Source organism: Kitasatospora sp. NPDC101235, from assembly GCF_044767505.1.
In the GTDB taxonomy this organism is placed as follows: domain Bacteria; phylum Actinomycetota; class Actinomycetes; order Streptomycetales; family Streptomycetaceae; genus Kitasatospora.
The window spans coordinates 449,019-464,647 of sequence record NZ_JBIWNZ010000003.1 but is presented as its reverse complement, the minus strand read 5'-3'; the positions used below and the strand labels follow the sequence as shown (position 1 = coordinate 464,647).

Annotated in this window: 14 protein-coding genes; 9 read left to right on the top strand and 5 right to left on the bottom strand. The window is 74.0% G+C overall.

Going from position 1 to position 15,629, the window contains the following annotated elements:
- The first annotated feature begins 30 nt into the window (after positions 1-30).
- From ACIRRH_RS08290 to ACIRRH_RS08270, 5 genes are all read left to right on the top strand, one after another.
- Positions 31-2,388, top strand: a complete 2,358-nt coding sequence (locus tag ACIRRH_RS08290) for a hypothetical protein (protein WP_403063418.1) — start codon at positions 31-33, stop codon at positions 2,386-2,388.
- Between the two features lie 161 nt (positions 2,389-2,549).
- Positions 2,550-3,203 (top strand): DedA family protein, encoded by a 654-nt coding sequence (locus ACIRRH_RS08285; protein ID WP_403063415.1) that lies wholly within the window; start codon positions 2,550-2,552, stop codon positions 3,201-3,203.
- A gap of 119 nt (positions 3,204-3,322) precedes the next feature.
- Positions 3,323-5,122, top strand: coding sequence for a threonine/serine exporter family protein (locus tag ACIRRH_RS08280; protein ID WP_403063412.1), 1,800 nt, complete (start codon positions 3,323-3,325; stop codon positions 5,120-5,122).
- A gap of 89 nt (positions 5,123-5,211) precedes the next feature.
- Positions 5,212-6,291, top strand: a complete 1,080-nt coding sequence (locus ACIRRH_RS08275; protein WP_403063409.1) for a hypothetical protein — start codon at positions 5,212-5,214, stop codon at positions 6,289-6,291.
- Positions 6,292-6,570: 279 nt separating this feature from the next.
- Positions 6,571-7,821, top strand: a complete 1,251-nt coding sequence (locus ACIRRH_RS08270) for a C40 family peptidase (protein WP_403063406.1) — start codon at positions 6,571-6,573, stop codon at positions 7,819-7,821.
- Positions 7,822-7,861: 40 nt separating this feature from the next.
- Here the strand turns inward: ACIRRH_RS08270 and ACIRRH_RS08265 are convergent, their stop codons facing one another.
- Positions 7,862-8,185, bottom strand: coding sequence for a hypothetical protein (locus tag ACIRRH_RS08265; protein ID WP_403063403.1), 324 nt, complete (start codon positions 8,183-8,185; stop codon positions 7,862-7,864).
- Between the two features lie 125 nt (positions 8,186-8,310).
- Here ACIRRH_RS08265 and ACIRRH_RS08260 point away from each other — a divergent pair, with 125 nt between their 5' ends.
- Positions 8,311-8,832 (top strand): GNAT family N-acetyltransferase, encoded by a 522-nt coding sequence (locus ACIRRH_RS08260; protein WP_403063400.1) that lies wholly within the window; start codon positions 8,311-8,313, stop codon positions 8,830-8,832.
- 41 nt (positions 8,833-8,873) lie between these two features.
- Positions 8,874-10,154 (top strand): GNAT family N-acetyltransferase, encoded by a 1,281-nt coding sequence (locus ACIRRH_RS08255; protein WP_403063397.1) that lies wholly within the window; start codon positions 8,874-8,876, stop codon positions 10,152-10,154.
- A gap of 68 nt (positions 10,155-10,222) precedes the next feature.
- Here the strand turns inward: ACIRRH_RS08255 and ACIRRH_RS08250 are convergent, their stop codons facing one another.
- Positions 10,223-11,023 carry a TetR family transcriptional regulator gene (locus tag ACIRRH_RS08250; protein ID WP_403063394.1) on the bottom strand — a complete coding sequence of 267 codons (801 nt, stop codon included), beginning with the start codon at positions 11,021-11,023 and terminating at the stop codon, positions 10,223-10,225.
- Positions 11,024-11,204: 181 nt separating this feature from the next.
- Between ACIRRH_RS08250 and ACIRRH_RS08245 the strand changes: the two genes are divergently transcribed.
- Positions 11,205-11,783 carry a GNAT family N-acetyltransferase gene (locus ACIRRH_RS08245; protein ID WP_403063391.1) on the top strand — a complete coding sequence of 193 codons (579 nt, stop codon included), beginning with the start codon at positions 11,205-11,207 and terminating at the stop codon, positions 11,781-11,783.
- Positions 11,784-11,840: 57 nt separating this feature from the next.
- On the opposite strand, the gene ACIRRH_RS08240 is transcribed toward ACIRRH_RS08245, so the two are convergent.
- Both ACIRRH_RS08240 and ACIRRH_RS08235 read right to left on the bottom strand, forming a co-directional pair.
- Complete coding sequence (locus tag ACIRRH_RS08240) at positions 11,841-12,320, bottom strand: macro domain-containing protein (protein ID WP_403063388.1); 480 nt, start codon at positions 12,318-12,320, stop codon at positions 11,841-11,843.
- Positions 12,321-12,329: 9 nt separating this feature from the next.
- A complete protein-coding gene (locus ACIRRH_RS08235; RefSeq protein ID WP_403063385.1) occupies positions 12,330-13,694 on the bottom strand; it encodes an MFS transporter in 1,365 nt (454 codons plus the stop codon).
- Positions 13,695-13,809: 115 nt separating this feature from the next.
- Here ACIRRH_RS08235 and ACIRRH_RS08230 point away from each other — a divergent pair, with 115 nt between their 5' ends.
- Entirely contained in the window at positions 13,810-14,796 is a 987-nt protein-coding gene (locus ACIRRH_RS08230; protein ID WP_403063382.1) for a LysR family transcriptional regulator, read from the top strand.
- Between the two features lie 60 nt (positions 14,797-14,856).
- Here the strand turns inward: ACIRRH_RS08230 and ACIRRH_RS08225 are convergent, their stop codons facing one another.
- A complete protein-coding gene (locus ACIRRH_RS08225) occupies positions 14,857-15,471 on the bottom strand; it encodes a YceI family protein (RefSeq protein WP_403063379.1) in 615 nt (204 codons plus the stop codon).
- Between the last annotated feature and the right edge of the window lie 158 nt (positions 15,472-15,629).

The following is a 15,629-nucleotide window of genomic DNA, read 5'->3' as shown; positions in this document are numbered from 1 at the left end:
ACTCATCAGCACGACGCAGGGGGAACAGTTATGACCACCGACATCTGGGCCTGGGTGCGCGACACCCACCGGCAGCTGGCCGAGGCCGGCCACCACCGGCTGGCCGACGCCATCATCGAGCTGCCCGAGCACGCCACCGAGGGGCGCAACGAGCAGCTGGACGCGCTCTACCCGGAGGCGGTCGCCGCCGCCCGGGCGCTCGGCCTGCCCTGGGTCGAGGTCTACCTGCGGCACTGGCGGATGCAGAACCTGCTGAACAAGCGCCAGCAGGGCGAGGCGGTGCTGCCCGAGGCGGTCGACCTGCTGGACTTCGCACACCGGGAGGAGACGGCGGGCTGCCCGCAGTCCGTCTGCGTGGTGCAGGACTTCGCGATCTGCCACGCCCGGGTCGACGGGCCGGGGTACGTGGCCGAGCGCCTCGCCGTGGTCGGCGAGACGCTGGACCGGATCGAGCCCGCCCGGGCCTGCTACGACTGCCTCTCCCGCGAGTACTCCGACGCCCTGGAGGACGACGGCCGGGCGGCCGAGGCGCTGGACTACCTGGACTCCGCGGCCAACCGGATGCGGGCGGCCGGCCAGCCGGTCTCGCTCCGCTTCCACCAGGCCCGGGCCGGCACCCTGCACCTGCTGGGCCGGCACGAGGACGTGCTGGAGCTGCTGGACACCGCCGAGCGGGCCGAGCAGGCGCAGGGGCGCCGGCTGGACGAGCGCGACCAGCGCTGGGGCGCCCTGCTGCGGGCCCGCGCGCTCGCCGCACTCGGCCGCACCGAGGAGGCGCTCGCCCTGCTGCCCGGGCGGGCCGAGGCCGAGAAGCACGCCGACCTGCGCGGCGCCTGGACGCAGACGGTCGAGCTTCTGGTCGCGGCCGGCGCCCGGGAGAACGACGCCGAGCTGGGCGCCGTACTGGCCGGCTGGGTCGGCTACCTGGACGGCGTCGGCGCGCACCGCCCGTGCGTGGACCTGCTGCTGGCGGCGGGTCGGCTCGCACTCGCCCGCGGCGCCCGCACGGTGGCGCTGACCCTCGCCGCGACGGGGGAGCGTAAGCTCACCCGGTTGCGCCGCACCGACGGCGTGTCGGAGGAGGTCGCGGCGCTGCGCGCCGCCGCCGAGGCGCTGCCGGAGCCCGAGCTGCCCGTCCCGCCGGGCGAGCTGACGGCGCACCTGGCCGAGATCCAGGTGCCCTACGAGACCGGCGCCGACCTGCTCTCCGTCGCCCTGGACCGGTACCGGGGTGAGCAGGCCGGCGCCACCGAACTGGCAGTGCTCCTGGCCACCGTGCTGGGCGGCCTCGGCCACGCCCGTGCCGCGGCCGACCTGCTGTGGCGGTACGTGGAGGACGATCCGGCGGACCGCGAGCTGACCGGCGCGCTCGGCGAGATGCTGATCGAGGCCCGGGACTCCGAGGGCGTACGCCGCCTCGCCGACCGGGTGGCCGTCTCCGCCCCGGCCGACGGGCACTGGATACGTGCCCGCTGGGCCGCCGCCGAGGGCCGCTGGGCCGAGGCGCTGGAGCAGTGCCGGGTGATCCTGGCGCTGGACGACGAGGTGCTCAACACCCGCCGCCTCGCCGCCCACGCCGCCACCGAGCTGGGCGACCACGCCACCGCGCAGCGGCTGTACCTGGAGCTGCTGGAGCGCGCAGTGCCGGCCGGGGACGCCGGCGACGAGGACGGCCACCGGACGGTCCAGGAGCCGGACCTGTGGCACCTGATCACCGCGGCCAGCGCCAACCGGGACTGGGCCGTGGTCCGCTCCACCGGCGCGCTGCTCGACATCGAGTTCGACGAGCCCGAGGGCCCGGTGGACGAGGAGTGGCAGCTGGTCACCATCCGCGCCACCCGCACCAACGGTGCGACGTCCGACCTGCCCGCCCTCCGGACGGGCCCGGCCACCGCCCGCATCCTGCCGGTGCTCGGCGACGACCTGACGCTCAACCACGGCGACGTGGTGGTCTTCGCCCCGGCCCTGCTGGAGCGCCCGCCGGCCGAGGACGCCCCCGAGGAGGAGCGTCAGCACTGGCGCCCGGTGTTCGGGCTGCTCACCCTGCTCGACCCGGCCGGGTACACCACGTACTGGATCGACGGCGGCCGGCCCGGCGACGAGCCGTGGTCGGCCCTGCGCGAGGAACTGCACGAGGCCGGGTACGCGGTCTGGGTGTACAGCGGGGACCAGTACCGGATCACCGACCCGGCGGAGGACGGCGACACCCTGCCCGGCGTCTACGCGGCCCTCGGTGTCCCGCCGACCGCCTCGGCCGCCGAGGCCGACGCCCTGCTGCACCGGCTGACCGGCGGCTGGCCGCACCCGCTCGCCTGGCCGGAGCTGGCCAAGGCGGCCGGCGCGGACCTCGCCCGGCACGAGGAGATCGTCGAGCGCTACGGGCTCTGACCACAACCCTCGACCGCGCCGCGGCCCCGGCGGGCCGGCCCTCCGGGGCCCCCGCCGGGGCCGTCCGCGCTCCCGGTCGGGAACCTTCCGGCCCCGAACCGAGTCTTTGTCAATGCTTTACTGTTTCATTGCCAAGACCCGACCCCCGGAGTGCCCGCACCGTGACCAGCCTCGCCCTCGGCCCGTCCTGGCTCGATCCGACCACCCTGATCTCCACCTTCGGCCTGATCGGCATCCTGGCCGTCGTCTTCGCCGAGTCCGGCCTGCTGATCGGCTTCTTCCTGCCGGGTGACTCGCTGCTGTTCACCACCGGCCTGCTGGTGGCCGGCGGCACCTACCTGCACCAGCCGCTCTGGCTGGTCTGCGCGCTGATCGTGGTTGCCGCGGTGGCCGGGGACCAGGTCGGCTACCTCTTCGGCCGCAAGGTCGGCCCGAGCCTCTTCCGCCGGCCCGACTCCCGGGTCTTCAAGCAGGAGAACGTCGAGAAGGCCGCCGCCTTCTTCGACCGGCACGGGCCCAAGGCGATCGTGCTGGCCCGCTTCGTGCCGATCGTGCGCACCTTCACCCCGATCGTCGCCGGGGTGAGCAGGATGAACTACCGCGGCTTCGTGGTGTTCAACCTGGTCGGCGGCGTGCTGTGGGGCGGCGGCGTCACCGTGCTCGGCTACTTCCTGGGGCAGATCCCGTTCGTCCGGGACAACATCGAGGCGATCCTGGTCGGCATCGTGCTGGTCTCGGTGGTCCCGGTGGCGATCGAGCTGCTGCGGGCCCGCCGCTCCGGCGCGGCCCCCGCCGACCGCCACCGCGCCGGGTAGGCGTCCGCCGCTCCGGCCACGCGACGCCGCGTACATGTGCGTCCGGCTGTTCGATCAGGCAAGGTGTAACCCGAGATCGAACGGTGGCCGGCGGCCACCAGGGGTGGCAAGGAGCGGAAGTGCCTAAGCGGGGCCGACCGGGTGCGGGCAAGCGGGCGAGGGGAGGCCGGGCGGTCCGACAGGCGCGGCAGGCACCCCCGAAGCCGGTGCACCCCGCCGAGGCCCCGCCCACCGAGGGCCTGCTCGGCCACCCCGCCCCGCCGGTCGAGCCCACCACCATCGTCCCGCTCGCCCCGCCCGTCCCGGAGACCAAGGGCCTGCTGGCCCCCGAGCCGGCCCCCGAGCCGGTGCCGGCCCCGGGCCGCCCCGAGGCCGAGCGTCCGGTCCGCCGCCGTTCGGTCGCCGAGGACACCCTCACCCCCGAGGAGTGGCGGGCGGCCGGCTACACCCCGCCCACCGGCATCCCGGTCCCGGACCTGACCGCCGGTGCCCCGGGCGAGGCGCCCTGGCCGGACCGGATGCGCACCCTGCTGCGCACCCCGATGTCGGAGCGGCCCGCCTTCGAGCGCACCGCCCGCGAACTGCACCCCTCCGCGGCCGCCACCCGCAACGTCCCGCGCATCCTCGACCTGACGCTGCGCATCGGCGAGCTGCTGCTGGCCAGCGGTGAGGCTGCCGAGGACGTCGAGGCGGCGATGCTCGGCATCGCGCACGCCTACCGGCTGGACCGCTGCGAGCCGCAGGTCACCTTCACCCTGATCGGCATCTCGTACCAGCCCTCGCTGGTCGAGCCGCCGGTCACCGCCGACCGCGTGGTGCGCCGCCGCACCTCCGACTACACCCGGCTCGACGCGGTGTACGCGCTGGTCGCGGACATCACCGCGGAGAAGGTGACGGTCAACGACGCCTACCGCCGGCTCGCGGTGATCCGCCGCAACCGGCACCCGTACCCGGCCTGGTTCCTCGCCCTGACCACCGGCCTGCTGGCCGGCGCGGCGACCTTCCTGGTCGGTGGGCGGATGGACGACAAGGCCTGGCTGGTGTTCGCGAGCGCCTTCGTCGCGGCCGTCCTCGGCGACCGGCTGGCCTCCGCGCTGGCCCGGCGCCGGCTGCCGGAGTTCTACCAGTTCGTGGCGGCCGCCATGCCGGCTGCCGCCTCCGGCATCATCCTCTCGTTCAACGACTGGGGCCTGCGCGGCTCGGTCGTGATCACCGGCGGCCTGTTCGCCCTGCTGCCCGGGCGCGCCCTGGTCGCCGCCGTACAGGACGGCCTGACCGGCTTCTACATCACCGCCGCGGCCCGATTGCTGGAAGTGATCTACCTGGTCGCGGGCATCGTGATCGGGGTGATGGTGATCCTCTACCTGGGGGTCGGCTTCGAGGCGAACCTGCGCCCGGACGAGAGCCTGGCGGGCGTCAGCTACCCGCCGGTCCAGATGGTCGCCGCGATGGTGCTGACCCTGGCCTTCGCGACGCTGCTCCAGACCGACCGCCGCACGCTGGCCCTGGTCACCGTCAACAGCGGCATCGGCTGGGCCAGCTACGGCGCGCTGGTGTACAACGCGGGTGTCAACCCGATCGCGGCGACCGGCGTGGCGGCCGGGCTGGTCGGCCTCTTCGGCCAGCTGATGGCGCGCTACCGCAACGGTTCGGCGCTGCCGTACGTGACCGCCGCGATCGGCCCGCTGATGCCCGGTTCGGCGCTCTACCTCGGGATGCTCGCCTTCGCCCAGGGGCACTCCAGCGCCGGCCTGGTGTCGGTCTTCCGGGCGGCGGCGATCGCGATGGCGCTGGCGATCGGGGTGAACCTGGGTGGGGAGATCGCCCGCCTGTTCATGAAGCTGCCGGTCGGCGCCGAGCGCCCGTCGCTCTACCCGGCCATGCCGCGCCGGGCGGCCAAGCGAACTCGAGGGTTCTGACCGGGCGTCGGCCCGGTGTTGGGGCCGATGTGTGCCCCGGGCCACGTTGCGGCAGGCAGGACGCAGGACCAGGAACGAAGGTAAGACCCATGACGACACTGCTGGACGGCTACCGCGACCACATCGTCGCCACGCACAAGCAACCGCTGTTCCTGCTGCTGGTCGGATTCATCGTCTCCTTCGTATTCATCCGGTTCAGCGTCCGGATGATCCGCGCCAAGGTGCGCTGGTGGCCGGGCAACGTGACCCCCGGCGGGCTGCACATCCACCACATGGTGTTCGGCCTGGGCTTCCTGCTGCTCGGCGGCATCGGGGTGTTCGCCACCTACGGCGGGCACCCGTGGATCAACTGGTTCGGGCTGGCCTTCGGCATCGGCTGCGGCCTGGTGCTGGACGAGTTCGCGCTGATCCTGCACCTGGACGACGTGTACTGGAGCGAACAGGGCCGCAAGTCGGTGGACGCGGTGATCTTCGGCATCCTGTTCACCTCCCTGCTGCTGGTCGGGTACGTGCCGCTCGGCGTGGTGCCCGGCGAGGAGACCAGGTGGGGCCTGATCACGATCATCTCGGTGAACGCGCTGGCCTCGGTGATCACCCTGTTCAAGGGCAAGGTGTGGACCGGACTGCTCGGGATCATGGTCCCCGGCCTGTCCTGGATCGGGGCGGTCCGGCTGGCCCGCCCGAGCAGCCCGTGGGCCCGCTGGCGATACGCCACGCGCCCGCGTCGCCGGGCACGTGCGCTGCGGCGCGAACGCCTGCTGCACCGGCATGCGGACCGCGCCCGCACCTGGCTCTTCGACCTGATCGCCGGGGCGCCCGACAAGGTGCCCGTCAACCACCCGGCCGCGCACCGGGTGGCCGAGCGGATGGCCGCCCGGGCCACCGCCCACCTCGACGCGCACGCGGCCCGGGCGCTGGCCCGCCGTCAGGCCCGGCTGGCCGACCGCCGCTCGGCGGCGGCCGGGGCGGAGGGGAAGGCGCCGGGCGCGGCGGGCCCGGTGTCGGAGCCGGCCGAGGCCGGTCCGGTCCGCTCCCGCCTGGCGCAGCAGCGCCGCCGGACCGTCCGGGCCGGGCGCAGTCGGGCCGTCGTCGCCGGTCCGACCGGACTGGAGAGCCGGCCCGAGCGGCACCACCGGCTGCGGACGCACACCCGCCGGATCAGCCGGTAGTCCGCCGCTGCGCGCTCGCTTCCCGCCTGCCTCGCCGACCTGCTCCTCATGCGCCCCGTCGGAGTTGAGGCGCAGTCGGATCATCCGATAGTCACCCGACCAGCGGAGCACTTTCCGGGCGTGAAGGCCGCCGGAATTGAGAACATGGGCGTCATGTGACCGTTCTGTCACGTGATGGGATGATTCGTCGGACTTCCCGCCGCCCCCGGGCCGCCTTCTGCCCGTACGCCGTGCGCCGTCCGACGCCGTCCCCTCCGGACCCGTGAGAAGGGATGTCGCGTGGCGCGCAGGATCCTGCCGACCCTCCTGTTGTCCCTCACCGCCCTGCTCGGGCTGCTCCCCGCCGTCCAGGCCACCCCGGCGACCGGCGGGCCGCCTGCCGGCGAACCGGCGGCCGGCCGGGCCGGGGGAGGGGCGCCGTACCCGACCACCGAGGAGATCGACCGGGCCCGGGCCGGCGCCGAGGACGAGGCCTCCTCGGCCGCCGCCCTGGAGTCCGCGCTCACCGCCGCCCGGGCCGAGCTGGACCGGGCCGGGCACGCCGTCGAACAGGCCGTCGAGGCCTACAACGGCGCCCGGCTCGCCCTCACCCGGGCCCGCGCCGAGGAGGACGCCGCCGCGCAGCGCGCCGCCGCCGCCGAGACCGAGCGGGCGGCCGCCGCCGAGGACGCGGCCCGGCTCGCGGCCGAGACGTACCGGCAGGGCGCGGGCGCCGAACTGTCCGCCCTCAACGCCCTGCTCGGTGCCCACGGCCCGCGCGAGGCGGGCGACCGCGCCGCCGCGGTCGGCCAGGTCAGCGAGCGCACCCGGCAGATCCTGGACGCCGCCACCTCCACGGCCGCCGCCGCCCGCAGCGCCTCCGCCGCCGCCCGGGCCGCCACCGAGGCCGCCGGGAAGGCCGCCGCCGAGGTCGGCGCGGCCAAGGCCCGGGCGGAGCAGCGGCTGGCCGCCCAGCAGAGCGACGTGGCCGCCGCCGAGCAGCGCCGCGAGCAGCTGCTCGCCGAGCTGGCCGCCGCCCGGAACACCACCGTCGAGCTGGAGCGCCGACGCCGGGAGACCCGGGAGGCGACCACCGCCCGCGGGGCCGAGACCGCCGCCCGCGCCGCCGCCGAGCGGGCCGCCGGGAAAGCGGAGGCCGCGCCGCACGCCGCCCGCCCGTGGTCCGCCGAGGGCGCGGCCGCCGCCATCGCCTTCGCCAAGTCCAAGATCGGCCTGCCCTACGTCTGGGGCGGCGAGGGCCCGGGCGGCTACGACTGCTCCGGGCTGACCATGATGGCGTGGCGCGAGGGGGGCCGACAGCTCAACCACTTCGCCGCCGACCAGTACGCCCAGAGCACCCCGATCGGCTACCGCCAACTGCGCCCCGGCGACCTGGTCTTCTGGACCGACACCGGGCGCGCCGCCGACATCCACCACGTCGGCCTCTACATCGGCGACGACCAGATGATCGAGGCCCCGCGGGCCGGCATGCCGATCAAACAGGCCAGCCTCTGGATCATGGGCACCCCGGACTTCTACGCCCGTCCCTAGGGCCGGGGAGGCCGGGGGCGCTCCGGCGCCGTCCCGTCGGCTACCGGCCGGCGAGGGCCGCCAGGGCCTTGCGGCTGTCGCGCAGTCGCACGACGGACCAGCCCCAGGCGGCGGCGAACGGGAGCGACACGAGGAGGACGGCGAGCGCGCTGCCGATCCGGCCGATCATCTCGGAGTCGCAGGCCTCCGCCATGTGGAAGCCGGTCGGTTCGTAGAAGGCCGGGGAGCCGCAGAGTCCGTCGCCCGGGAGGAAGACCAGCCAGAGCGCCCAGAGCCAGCCGGCGACGGTCAGCCCGCCGGCGGCCTTCGTCATCAGCGACCGGCCCTCGCACTCCTTCGACCGGCGGAAGTACTGGTCCTCCATGGCTCCCCCAGAAAACGGATCGTCCGTACCTGAACCGGCACGAGGATGCCAGCCCGGGCCGCCCGGGCGCCAATGTCGGTGGGCCGCGTTAGCGTGGCCGCCCGGACCGGTGCTGAGGAGGAGTCATGCGACTGCGGGATGTTCGGGCGGGGGACGCCGAGGCGTACGTCCGGATGCGCTGCGACCCGGTGATGATGGCCGAACTGGGCGGGCCGCTGCCCCGGGAGCGGGTGGAGGCGCGGCTGCGCAAGGACCTGGCCGAGGTGGCCGCGGACAGCTCCTGGATCAGGATGATCGTGCCGGACGGCGCCGGGGACGGCGAGGCGGCGGGCACCGTCACGCTCTGGTCGGACCAGGAGGACGGCGCGACGGTCTCCGAGATCGGCTGGATGGTGCTGCCCGAGTACCAGGGCCGAGGCCTGGCCAAGGCGGCCGTGCGTCTGGTGCTGGACGCCGCTGCCGAGGACGGCCGCTGGGGCGAGGTGCACGCCAACCCGGGGACCACCAACGGACCGTCCAACGGGATCTGCCGGGCGCTCGGCTTCCGGTTGCTCGGCGAGCGGGACCTGGACTTCTCGGACCGCCTCCTGCGCACCAACCACTGGGTGGTGGTGCCGGGCGAGCACACCGGGTCGGGCACGGAATAAATCGGATGCCGTGCCCCGGGGGGCCGCCGTACGGTGGCCGCATGGGCAACAGCATCGATCACACGGCCGTTGACACCGTGAACGGACTGCGGATCCGGGCGGTTTCCGAGGACGAGGTGGAGGCCTGGGACCGCGCGCTCGCCCTCGGCTTCCTGCGCCCGCACGTGGGCAGCGCGGCGGATCTGCGCCGTCGGCAGTGGGAGCCGGGCCGGATGCTGGCCGGCTTCGACGGCGACCGCCAGATCGCCACCTTCCGGAGCTTCGACGCCGAGTTGACCGTTCCGGGCGGGGCCGTCATCACCGCCGATGCCATCACCAACGTCACCGTGAGCGCCACCCACCGCCGACGCGGCCTGCTCGGCACGATGATGCGGCGCGACCTCGCGACCGCCGCCGGGAGCGGCACGCCGGTCGCCATCCTGATCGCCGCCGAGTACAACATCTACGGCCGGTTCGGCTTCGGCCCGGCCACCCGCGGCCACGGCTGGAACGTCGACCTGTACCGCACCCGCGGCCTGCGGGGCGGCCTGCCGGTCGTCCCCGGCGGCCGGATCGACTTCGTGACCATGGCCGAGCTGCGCGAACTGGGCGCGGACCTGCACGAGCGGTGGCGGCGCACCCAGCCGGGCGCGATCGACCGCAACGAGCTGTGGTGGCAGCGCACCACCGGTGAGGTCCAGGTGCCGGGCTTCGACTTCAAGGAGCCGTTCGCGGTCGTCCACCGGGACGCCGACGGCGTGGTCACCGGCCTGGCGGTCTACCGGATCGACGACAAGTGGGACGGCAGCTATCCCAACTGCACGCTCACCGTCGAGGACTTCCTGGCGTTGGACGGCGGGACCACCGCCGAGCTGTGGCGCTTCCTCCTCGCCGTCGACTGGGTGCGCAAGGTCGTGGTGGAGAACCTCGGCCCGGACGACCCGCTGCCGCTGCTGCTCCAGGACCCGCGTGCGGCCACCCCGTACGTCGAGAACGCCGACTTCACCTGGCTGCGGGTACTGGACGTCGAGGCCGCGTTCAACGCCCGGACGTACGGGGCCCCCGGGCGGGTGGTGCTGGAGGTCGACGACAAGCTGGGCTACGCCTCGGGCCGTTGGGCGCTGGAGGTGGCCGAGGACGGCACCGGCCGCTGCACCCGGACCACCGACGACGCCGACCTCGCGCTCGGCGCCTCGGCGCTGGGCTCGCTCTACCTGGGCGGCGAGACGGTGCCGCGGCTGGCCGCGGCCGGTCTGGTCACCGAGGCGCGCCCCGGCGCGGCGGCCGCTGCCGACCTGCTGCTGCGCACCCCGCTCGCCGCCTGGAACCCGGACGGATTCTGAGGCCGGGCACGCACGCGGGAGGCCGGTCCGTTCGCGGGCCGGCCTCCTCGTCGTCGTTGTGGCGGGCGTTACTTGACCGCCGTCTTGCCGATGGTGGGCAGGATGAAGTCCTGGATCAGGCCCTTGGCGTCGCGGACGATCGGCCGGAAGACCCGGTAGCGGGACAGGTTGATCACCCGGGCCGCGAGCGGCGTCGAGCGGCGGACGAACTCCCTGGTCCGTTCGGTGTCCGGGGTGCGGTCGAAGACCCAGTAGAGCACCACGATCATCAGGTGCAGCCAGAGCACGTCCGGCAGCAGTTCGACCAGTTCGGCGTCCAGTTTGGGCGCCAGCTCCGAGCCCTGGAGCACGTCGCGGAACAGCTCGACCGCGGTCGCCCGGGCCGGGTGGGACTCGTTGGAGAACGGGCTCAGCGAGCTGGTCGGGTCGGCGGCGGTGCGGAAGAACTGCGCGGCGAACTCGTGGTACGGCGCGGCCGTGTCGAGCCAGGAGGTCAGCGCGATCTGCAACCGCTCGGAGAAGTCCCGGGTGTGGGCCATGCGGCGCTTGGCGTCGGCCGCGTGGTCGTAGGTCATCCGGTCGTAGAACCCCTGGATCAGGAATTCCTTCGCCGCGAAGTAGTAGTACGCGTTGCCCACCGAGACGCCGGCCTCGGTGGCGATGGCGCGCATGGTGGTCTTCTCGTAGCCCCGTTCCTGGAACAGCCGCATGGCCGTCTCCAGGATCAGCGCCCGGGTCGCCTCACTCTTGTCGGTCTTCGGCTGGGCCCTTCCGCCGGGCAGGGGCGCGCCCTCCGGTCCGGGCGCGGCCGGAGCCCCGGCCGCGCCGTTCTCGCCGTCCGTTCGGTTCGTCGATGCCAGGTCGTCCACGGGCACGAGCCTAGCCGGAGACGACGTTCCACCCGGTGTCGGTGTTCGTGGCACCGGATGTCCCCTCCGCATTCGGTGCCACGACGACCCCCTTTGTTTCGAACGCGTTCAAAAGCTGAGCAGAACTGTAGACGTATCGGTTGAACATGTTCAACTCCATTCCCTGTGGGAGGCTGGTCACATGATCAGTTCAGGGCAGACCGTCATCCGGCGCGGCGGAGTGCAGGACGCCGAGTCCATCGCCGAACTGCACGCCCACAGCTGGCGCACCACCTACCAGGGGATCGTCCCGGAGGAGGGGCTGGGCGACGGGATGGTCGCCCAGCGGCGTGAGCTGTGGAAACTGCGCCTGGAGGCTGACTACGGGGAGCCGGGGAACGCCCCCGAGCTCCTGGTGGCCGAACGGGCGGGCGCGATGGTCGGGTTCATCTACCTCGTCCCGCAGCCGGACGGCGGGGTGCTGATCGACAACCTGCACGTGCGCCCCGGACTGAACGGTGGCGGCATCGGTCGCGAGCTGCTGGCCGCGGCCCGCACCCATGTCGCCGAGCGGCACCCCGGGGCCGAACTCTCCCTGGAGGTGCTGCGGGACAACACCCGCGCGATCGCCTTCTACGAGCGCGAGGGCGCCGAGCGGGTCCGGGCGCAGGAGGGTGAGTTCCCCGGCGGATTCCTGCTGCCCGAGTACGTGTACGCCTGGCCGGCCGCGCGCGTGGCGGTCGGGTCCGGCCGGCCGGAGCCGACGGATCGGTCGAAGTAGCCGAAGTAGCCGAAGTGATCGGGTCGGTGGAGTGGTGGAAGGGGTCAGGGCGCCCGGTCAGTCGAGGTCGTAGACGGTCACCGGGACGCCCCGGGCCGTCAGCCGGGCGGTGACCAGCGGTTCGACCCGCTCCCAGCGCCCGCCCGCCAGACCGCAGCCGATCCGCGGCATGTGGACGGAGGCGCCGAGCCGGAGCGCGTCCTCGCCGAGCGAGGCCAGTCCGGTGTCGATCGCCTCGTAGCGCACCGGAACCCCGCTGGAGCGCCCCGTCCGAATGCCGCGCTGGCCGATCAGGTTGGCCACCCAGACGTACGGACCGACCGGCACCAGCTGGACGGCGCCGAGGCCGAAGTCGTTCTTCGCCCGCTCCCGGTGCCAGCGTCGGTACGCGGCCTCGGGCTCGGGCCAGCGTCTGGAGAGTGCGAGCACGAAGCCCTTGCCCCAGCCGCCGAGATCGTTGCAGACGTGCGCGATCACCTTCACGCCCTTGCCCAGGGGCGCGGTGGCATCGCCTCGGACGTAGGTGATTTCCGCCATGCCTCGAAGTTAGACGGTGCCACTGACAATCTGCTCGGCATTTTCCGGCGCCCCGCCCGGCGCCCCGCCCGGCGCCCCGCCCGGCGCCCCGCCTGGCGACTGGCCCGGCGCCTGGCCAGGCGTGCCCGCGGGCACGTTCGCTGACGTGCCGGCCCCGGACGTCCGTCCCGTCAGGTGTCGCCGCCCCGCCAGCGCGATCAGCAGCGCGAGCCCGGCGGCCACGGCGGGCAGGGCGTAGCCGGTGCCCGGAGCGGCCTGCTCGGCGACCGTCCCGGCGAGCGCCGCCCCGGCCGAGATGCCGACCACGATGCCGGACACTGCCGTCGCCATCCCCTCGTTGAACTGCCGCTGCGGCAGCAGCTCCTGGACCAGCGTCATCCCGGTCACCATGGTCGGCGCGGTGGCGGTGCCGGCCGCGAACAGCGCCACGCCGAGCAGCCCGAGCCCGGCCCCGCCAAGCCCGGCGGCGAGCGGCAGCAGCAGCACCGCGGCCATCGCCGTGGCGCAGAGCACGAAGCGGGTGCCGGGCGTCCGGCGTGGCGTCAGCAGGCCGAACAGCAGCCCGGCCACGCAGGAGCCGCCCGCGACCAGGGCCAGCAGCAGGCCGGCCGCCGCCTTGTGGCCGAGCGCGTCGGCGTACGCCACCGTGGTGATCTCGGTCGCGCCGAAGACCATGCCGGTCGCCAGGAAGGTCAGCACCAGCACCCGCAGCCCGGGTGCCCGCAGCGGCGAGCCGTGCCTCTGGTCGGTGGACTCCCGGACGGGCAGCGGGGGTTCGGTGCGCCGCTGGGCGGCGAACAGCAGGGCGCCGACGGTGCCGAGGGTGCCCGTGGCGAGCAGTCCGGCCTCCGGGGCGAGCGCGGTGCAGAGCAGCATCGCGAGCACCGGCCCGGCCATGAAGCAGAGTTCGTCCAGTGCCTGCTCGAAGGAGTTGGCCAGGTGGCGGGCGGCCGGGTCGTCCCGGTACAGGTGCGCCCAGCGGGAGCGGGCCATGCCGCCGAGGTTGGGCGCCGCCGAGCAGGCCGCGGAGCAGAGCAGGAGCGTCCAGTCGGGCGCGCCGAGCCGGACACAGAGCAGCAGCCCGGTCAGCGGAACGGCGTTGTACAGCGCGGCCGGTACCGTCACCCGGGCCTGCCCGTACCGGTCCACCAGCCGCCCGATCAGCGGCATCCCGATCGCGCCGGTGACCAGCCCGACCGCCGAGACCGCCCCGGCCAGCCCGTACGAGCCGCGCCGCTCGGAGAGCAGCACCACCAGTGAGACGCCGTACATCGACAGCGCCAGCCGGCCGAGCAGCCCGGCCAGGGTGAAGGCGGCGGCGCCGGGGGCCGCGAACAGCCGCCGGTAGGAGGCGAGGAAGGCGCGCGAGGGCATCGTGTTCCTGTGAGCAGGGGGAGGAGGGGGTGCCCACAGCCTGGCGCCGTCGGCGGGCAACCGTCCAACACCTGTTTCGCCGCACTCACAACACGCTGTTGTTAATCTGCCGCCCATGCCCCGTGACCTGCACCCCCGACTGCTGCGCGGCTTCGTCGCGACCGCCGAGACCCTGCACTTCGGCCGGGCCGCAGAGCGGCTGCACATCGCCCAGCAGGCGCTCAGCCGGGACGTCCGGAGCCTGGAGGGGCTGCTCGGCGACGCGCTGTTCAGCCGCACCACCCGCAGCGTCGAACTCACCCCGGCCGGGCAGCGGTTGCTGCCCCGGGCGCGCCGGTTCCTGGCCCTGCACGACGAGATCCTCACCGACGCGGCTTCCGGAGCCGGGGCTGCCGCCCGGCCGCTGCTGGTCGACCTCAACAGCGACGTCACCGGCCCGGACCTCACCACCGACCGGGTGCTGGAACGGGCCCGCGCAGACCGGCCGGAGGGCGAACTGCTGGCCCGCTTCCACGGCGGACTGGCCGCGGCCGCCGCCGAACTGCTGGCCCACCGGCTGGACGCCTCCTTCGGCCGCTTCGCCGGGCTGCCCGCCCCGGTGCGCGGTCAACTCGTCCAGCTGCCGGTGCGGTTGGATCGGATCGCGGTGATGATGGCGGACACCCACCCACTGGCCGGCCGCCCCGTACTGCGCCTGGCCGACCTGGCCGGGCACCCCGTCGACATCTGCGCGGGCAACCCGGCCACCACCGAGTGGGCCGACCTAGGCGTCCGACTGCTACGCGAGCACGGCCTGACGGCGGCCGCGCCGTACGTGCCGCCGGTGGGCGTGGACGAGACCGCCCGCTACCTCGCCCGGCACGGCGATCCGATGCTGACCACGGTCGGCGGCCCGCGGATCCCGGGGACGGTGACCGTGCCGCTGGTGGAGCCGGTGCCGCTGAGCCTGGTCAGCCTGGTGCACCGGCCCGGCGAGCGTCACCCGGGGCTGCGGGCGCTGGCCGCGGCGGCGGGCGCGCTCGGTGCCGCCGAAGACTGGTTGCGCCGCCCGCCGGGCAGCTGGCTGCCCGCGGCGGACGCGGCGCTGCTGCCGCTGGGGTAGGTGAAAACCGCCCCTGCCCCGGGGGGAAGGGCAGGGGCGGTGCTCGTGGGGGAGGCCGGCTCAGGCCGCCTTGACGGCGGAGATGTCGAAGCTGAGCTTGACCTTCTCACCGATCAGCACGCCGCCGGTCTCCAGCGCCGCGTTGTAGGTCAGGCCGAACTCGGTGCGGTCGACGACGGCCTTGCCCTCGAAGCCGACCCGCTGGGCGCCGTACGCGTCGGTGGCGCTGCCGGTGTACTCCAGGTCCAGCACGACCGGGCGGGTGGTGCCCTTGATGGTGAGGTCGCCGGTCATCCGGTACGAGTCGCCGCCCACCAGCTGGGCGGAGGTGCTGCGGAAGTGGATCTCCGGGTGGGTCTCGACGGCGAAGAAGTCGCCGGTGCGCAGGTGCTCGTCGCGTTGGGCCTGGTTGGTGTCGATGCTCCCGACCTTGATCGCCAGCTCCGCCGAGGAGTTGCCCGGGTGGGTCCCGTCCAGGTGCAGCTTGCCGTCGTACTCGGTGAAGCGGCCCTTGACGTTGGTGACCATCGCGTGGCGGACCGAGAAGCCGATCTCGCTGTGGGTGTTGTCGATCGTCCAGTCGCCGGTCAGGTGGGCGAGGTCCGGGCCGGCCGGGGTCTGGACGGCGGTCGCGGCGGGGGCGGTGACGGTCTTGGTGCGGTTGAACAGGCCCATGGCTTCCTCCTTGGTTCGAAGCCATTTGTTTAGGCTTCAACTTGTTGCCTCCAGCGTAGGACAACTTCGTTCAACTTTCAACCAGAACTTCCGGGCGTCCCCCGAACGGCTCAGCGGACCGGCCCTGTCGGCCCTCCCGGTTAGGCTGCGAAGGACGG

Excerpts from the sequence above, each read along its gene's own strand:
- ACIRRH_RS08225 (WP_403063379.1), bottom strand. The coding sequence starts at position 15,471 with ATGGGCCTGTTCAACCGCACCAAGACCGTCACCGCCCCCGCCGCGACC.
- ACIRRH_RS08230 (WP_403063382.1), top strand. The coding sequence starts at position 13,810 with ATGCCCCGTGACCTGCACCCCCGACTGCTGCGCGGCTTCGTCGCGACC.
- ACIRRH_RS08275 (WP_403063409.1), top strand. The coding sequence starts at position 5,212 with ATGACGACACTGCTGGACGGCTACCGCGACCACATCGTCGCCACGCAC.
- ACIRRH_RS08245 (WP_403063391.1), top strand. The coding sequence starts at position 11,205 with ATGATCAGTTCAGGGCAGACCGTCATCCGGCGCGGCGGAGTGCAGGAC.
- ACIRRH_RS08260 (WP_403063400.1), top strand. The coding sequence starts at position 8,311 with ATGCGACTGCGGGATGTTCGGGCGGGGGACGCCGAGGCGTACGTCCGG.
- ACIRRH_RS08265 (WP_403063403.1), bottom strand. The coding sequence starts at position 8,185 with ATGGAGGACCAGTACTTCCGCCGGTCGAAGGAGTGCGAGGGCCGGTCG.
- ACIRRH_RS08255 (WP_403063397.1), top strand. The coding sequence starts at position 8,874 with ATGGGCAACAGCATCGATCACACGGCCGTTGACACCGTGAACGGACTG.
- ACIRRH_RS08240 (WP_403063388.1), bottom strand. The coding sequence starts at position 12,320 with ATGGCGGAAATCACCTACGTCCGAGGCGATGCCACCGCGCCCCTGGGC.
- ACIRRH_RS08235 (WP_403063385.1), bottom strand. The coding sequence starts at position 13,694 with ATGCCCTCGCGCGCCTTCCTCGCCTCCTACCGGCGGCTGTTCGCGGCC.
- ACIRRH_RS08290 (WP_403063418.1), top strand. The coding sequence starts at position 31 with ATGACCACCGACATCTGGGCCTGGGTGCGCGACACCCACCGGCAGCTG.